Here is a 4,809-nt window from a genome sequence, read left to right as displayed (position 1 = left end):
GCAGGCCAGGGCGAAGCCCCTTGCCCCTGGGGTGGGCCTGCCGCAGGGCCTGCAGGCCGCCCCTGTCAAGCGCCGAGGGGACCCACACACCACGGGGCGGCCCCGCAAAGCGAGCCCACCCCGACACCGGCGAACCCACCCCGCCACCGGTCAGCCCACGCCCCCCACCGGTGAGCCCACCCCGACACCGGCCGCCCAGCCCACGCCCCCCACCGGTGAGCCCACCCCGCCACCGGTCAGCCCGACCCCGACACCGCCCGCCCAGCCCACACCCCCCACCGGTGAGCCCCCCGACCCCTACTTCTTGTCGTCGTCAGCAGTCCGCTCGCCCTCGGCCTGCGAGGGGGTGGTGCGCGCGGTCATGGGGTGCTGGAACTGCTGGCGTTCCTTGTCGTCCATGTCCTCGTCGAGGCGTTCGCCCTCCGCCTGGGACGGGGTCGAGTACTCGTCGTACTGGCTCATGACCAGCCTCCTCGGTCCGGGCATGCCGCACGGACGCGGACATCTACCCACAAAAGGAGCGTAGCTCTTGTCCCGGCCGATCGGGTTCGGATGCCGTTAGCATGCGGCCCGTGAGCGATACGCCGCTGGTCTCCGACGTACCTCTGCTGGACGATCTGATGCCCTGGTCGGTGCCGCCGCTGCGGCTCGGCCGCGCCTGGGTGGTGGCGCCGGACGCACGGACCCTGCGGGCCCGCTGGGGCGCGCTGGTCCGCGCCGAGGGGGCGGAGCGGGAGCGGCTGTTCCGGCCGACCCGGGCGCGCGGGGTGCGGACCGGTGTCGGCGCGCTGCCGGGGCAGTCCACGGGGACGGTACGGCTGGCCCGGGAGGCCGGGCCCTGCCCGGAGCCCGTGCGGGTGCTGCACGAGCCCTTCGACGAGCAGTGGCTGCTCCCGGACCACCGCCTGATCGATTCGGCCCGCCCGGAGCTGTGGCGGATCGCCGATGCACGCCAGCTCTTCGTCCTGGAGCTGGGCCACGTCCACCAGCCGGGTCGCGCCACCGGGCCGGCGCTGCTGGCCTCGGCGTTGCTCCCCGAGGGCCGCTCCCCCGGCGGCCGGCCGGGCCGGATCCGGCCGCTGTACCGCCGGCCGGACGGGGCGGAGCCGAACCTGGCCCCGGGGCTGCTGCCGCTGCTGCGCGGCCGCTACGGCTGTGAGGTCGCCCCGGAGGACGTGCCGGCCTGGGCGCTGGCGGCCGGCCGTCCGTCCCGGGACGGCTGCCGCGTACCGCTGCCCGCGTCCGGGGAGCGGTGGCGGGCGGGCGTCGAGCTGGGCCACCGCCTCCTGGCTGCACAGCTGCGTGGGGCGCACGGGGCTCCGGCGCCCCGGCTGCCGGGCGGGCGGCGTCCGTACGTACGGGCCGCGCTGCCGGCCTGGCCGGCCGGACCCGCGTACGACGCCGAGACGGAGGCGCTGGTCCTGGACGGCGGGCGGATCGCGCCGGTGCCGGCCGCGGCCTGGGAGTTCGAGGTGTCGGGGGTGCGGGTGCTGGAGCGGTGGTTCGAGCGCCGCGGCGCGCACCGGGAGGCCGAGGGGCTGGAGGGCATCGGGCCCGCGGTGTGGCCGCAGGAGTGGACCTCGGAACTGCTGGCGCTGATCACCGTACTGGCGCTGCTGGCGGAGGCGGAGCCGGAGCGGGCCGCGTTGGCGGCCGCCCTGGAAGCGGAGCCGGGGCCGGGAGCGGGCGAGCTCCGGGCGGCGGGCGTCCTGCCCGCCCCGCTCGCGGCCCGCCGCCCGGCGTCGGTTCTGGACCACCAGGAGGAGGGCCCGGACGGACAGTTCGCACTGCTCTGACCGAGGCCCCCGCCCACCCTCAGCCCCCGCCTCAACCTCATCCCCCTGCCTCAGCCCCCGACTCAGCCCCCGCATCAGCCTCAGCCCCCGCCTCAGCCCCCGCATCAGCCTCAGCCTCCGCCTCGGCCCCAAACGAGTCGAACAAGCGCAGCAGCATCCGTTCGAACACCGCGTCCAGCGGTTCCGGCGGCGCGCCGAAGCTCTCCGCGAGCGCCGCCGCCAGCCGCGGATAGGCACCCGTGGCCATCTGCTCGGCGAGGTACGCGCCGCGCACCTCCGCCTCCTGCGCCTCGGTCCACGGCAGCCCGCGTACCCGCTCGGCGGCGTCCAGCTCGGACGCCACGAAGGTCGTCACCGTGCCGTTGACCGAGGCGACCAGCTCGACCTTCCGGCCGGCCGGAAGGGCCAGGCCGTCCATGCAGGCCAGCGAGTACTCCAGGTACCGCAGCGCGTGCGGGCTGAAGCCGTACGCGGGTGACAGCAGCCGGGGCAGCCACGGATGGCGGTGCATCAGCGCGCGGGTCTGCCGGGCCAGGTCCAGGAGGTCGGCGCGCCAGTCGCCGGACGGGTGCTCGGGGTAGGCGTACTCCGCGCTGACGGCGTCGACCATCAGCTCGTACAGGTCCTCCTTGCGCGGAACGTAGTTGTAGAGCGACATCGTGCCCGCCCCGACGCCCGCGGCGACCCGGCGCATGGAGACGGCGTCGATGCCCTCCTCGTCGGCTATGCGCACCGCTTCCGCCGCGATGCCCTCGCGACTGTGGGCCGGGCGCGGGCCGCGTCCCGCACGCTGCGGACGCGCCCAGATCACCCCGGGGACAGCGGGACGCCCGCTGGCTGCCATTGATCATCACCTCGCCCCCCATCGTAGTTACGTACGCCGTACGCAGTCAGGTAGGGTGACCGCCATGACGACAACTACGTACGCTGTACTTAGTGAGGGTCTGGAAAAGCGCTACGGCTCGGTCGAGGCCTTGCGCGGCCTCGACCTGGCCGTGCCCGAGGGCACGGTCTACGGGCTGCTCGGCGCCAACGGCGCCGGCAAGACCACCGCCGTACGGGTGCTCACGACCCTGACCGCCCCGGACGCCGGTACGGCCCGGGTGGCCGGCCACGACGTACGGCGCGAACCGGCCGCCGTACGGCGCGCGATCGGCGTGACGGGCCAGTACGCCTCGGTCGACGGGGACCTCACCGGCCGCGAGAACCTGCGGCTGTTCGCACGGCTGGCGGGGGTGCGCGGCCGGGCCGCACGGGAGCGGGCGGACGAGCTGCTGGACCGGTTCGGGCTCGCGGAGGCCGCCGACCGGCCCGCCCGCACCTGGTCCGGCGGCCTGCGGCGGCGCCTTGACCTCGCGGCGGGGCTGCTCACCCGGCCGCGGGTGCTGTTCCTCGACGAGCCGACGACCGGGCTCGACCCGCGCAGCCGGACGCAGATCTGGGAGGCGGTCCGGGAACTCGCCGACGAGGGCGCGACCGTACTGCTGACCACCCAGTACCTGGAGGAGGCCGACCGGCTGGCCGACGACATCGCGCTGATCGACCGCGGGCGGGTGGCCCAGACCGGCACGCCGGCCGGCCTCAAGAGCCTGGTCGGCGGGTACGTGGAGGTGACCGTGGCCACCGTGGCTACCGCGGACACCGCGGACACCGGGGACACGGGCAGGGCGGGCAGGGACGCGGCGGGCGGGATCCCGGTGGGCGGGGACCCGGTGGCCGCGGCGGCGGCCGTACTCGACCGGCTCACCGGCGCGTTGCCGGTGCTCGACCGGGAGCGGTGCACCGTCGGGGCGGTGGCCGTCGACCCGACCCTGACGCTGCCGCGGATCGTCCGGGAGCTGGACGCGGCCGGGGTGCCGGTGGTGGACGCGAGCCTGCGGCCGCCGAGCCTGGACGAGGTGTTCCTACGTCTGACGGCCACGGCCGGCGAGGTCGCGCGCAGCGGGAGGGCGGCGGCGCGCACGGACAACGCACCCACGACCACCACGCCCACGACCACCAGATCCACCACGGCCACCGCGCCCGCCGGCCCCACCACCGGACGGGAGCGTGCGGCATGAGCGCCGGAGGGGTCCTCCACGACGGCATGGCGGTCCTCGGCCGCCAGTTGCAGCGCGCCCGGCACGCTCCGGCGCTCCTGGTCATGACACAGACCATGCCGATCACGATGCTGCTGTTCTTCGGCTACGTGTTCGGCAGCGCGCTCGCGGTGCCGGGCGCCGAGTACCGGGAGTTCCTGGTGCCCGGCCTACTGGCCGCGACGGCGGCCAACGGCCTGATGACGGGCATGTTCACGGCCGCCCAGGACGCCCACCGCGGGGTGATGGACCGGTTCCGCACCCTGCCGATGAGCCGGGCCGCGGTCCCGCTGGGGCAGACGGCCGCCGACCTGGTGACCACCGGGGTCGGCATGGTGCCGCTGGTGCTGGTGGGGCTGGCGGTGGGTTGGCGCGCCGAGGGCGGACTGCCCGGGCTGCTGGGCGCGTTCGGCGTCCTGCTGCTCTTCCGCTTCGCGACCGCCTGGCTGGGCACGTACCTGGGTCTGCTCGCGCCGAACGAGGAGAGCGCCGGCCAACTGGGCAGCACGACCTTCGTGCTGCCACTGCTGTCGAGCGCGTACATCCCCACGGCGGGGCTGCCGGACTGGCTGCGGGCGGTGGCCGAATGGAACCCGATCAGCGCCGTGGCCACGGCCGTGCGGGAGCTGTGCGGGAACGCGGGCGCCGAGGCCGTCGCCGGGGCCGCCTGGCCGGTGGCCCACCCGGTGGCGGGCGCGCTGGGCTGGTCCCTCGTCCTGCTCCTGGTGTCCGTACCCCTGGCCACGCGCCGCTTCTCACGGGGTGGGGGGTGAGGTGCGGGGTAGCGGCGTCCCGTAGCGGCAGCCCGTAGCGGTAGCGCGTAAGGCGGCCGCCGTGTGGTGTGTGGGTCCCCTCGGCGCTTGACAGGGGCGGCCTGCAGGCCCTGCGGCAGGCCCACCCCGAGGGCTTTGGGGCTTCGCCCTGGCCTTCGGCCA

At 75.7% G+C, this 4,809-nt stretch carries 5 protein-coding genes; 3 read left to right on the top strand and 2 right to left on the bottom strand.

Annotated elements, in window-relative coordinates; translation table 11 throughout:
- Window positions 1–297 precede the first annotated feature (297 nt).
- The gene (locus IF43_RS42300; protein WP_199922842.1) at window positions 298–462 is read right to left on the bottom strand and encodes a hypothetical protein; all 165 of its coding nucleotides are present in this window, start codon (window positions 460–462) and stop codon (window positions 298–300) included.
- Window positions 463–563: 101 nt separating this feature from the next.
- Here IF43_RS42300 and IF43_RS0135135 point away from each other — a divergent pair, with 101 nt between their 5' ends.
- On the top strand, window positions 564–1,796 hold the full coding sequence (locus IF43_RS0135135; RefSeq protein WP_030210860.1) for a type ISP restriction/modification enzyme: 1,233 nt from the start codon (window positions 564–566) through the stop codon (window positions 1,794–1,796).
- A gap of 37 nt (window positions 1,797–1,833) precedes the next feature.
- Here the strand turns inward: IF43_RS0135135 and IF43_RS0135130 are convergent, their stop codons facing one another.
- Window positions 1,834–2,640, bottom strand: a complete 807-nt coding sequence (locus IF43_RS0135130; RefSeq protein ID WP_078910686.1) for a TetR/AcrR family transcriptional regulator — start codon at window positions 2,638–2,640, stop codon at window positions 1,834–1,836.
- 64 nt (window positions 2,641–2,704) lie between these two features.
- Here IF43_RS0135130 and IF43_RS0135125 point away from each other — a divergent pair, with 64 nt between their 5' ends.
- Both IF43_RS0135125 and IF43_RS0135120 read left to right on the top strand, forming a co-directional pair.
- On the top strand, window positions 2,705–3,856 hold the full coding sequence (locus tag IF43_RS0135125) for an ATP-binding cassette domain-containing protein (RefSeq protein ID WP_078910685.1): 1,152 nt from the start codon (window positions 2,705–2,707) through the stop codon (window positions 3,854–3,856).
- Window positions 3,853–4,647, top strand: coding sequence for an ABC transporter permease (locus IF43_RS0135120; RefSeq protein WP_030210846.1), 795 nt, complete (start codon window positions 3,853–3,855; stop codon window positions 4,645–4,647). The genes IF43_RS0135125 and IF43_RS0135120 overlap by 4 nt, the downstream gene beginning before the upstream one ends.
- Window positions 4,648–4,809 lie beyond the last annotated feature (162 nt).

It is taken from the genome of Streptomyces sp. NRRL S-87 (assembly GCF_000719335.1).
In the GTDB taxonomy this organism is placed as follows: domain Bacteria; phylum Actinomycetota; class Actinomycetes; order Streptomycetales; family Streptomycetaceae; genus Streptomyces.
This window is presented reverse-complemented; position numbering and strand designations above follow the sequence as displayed.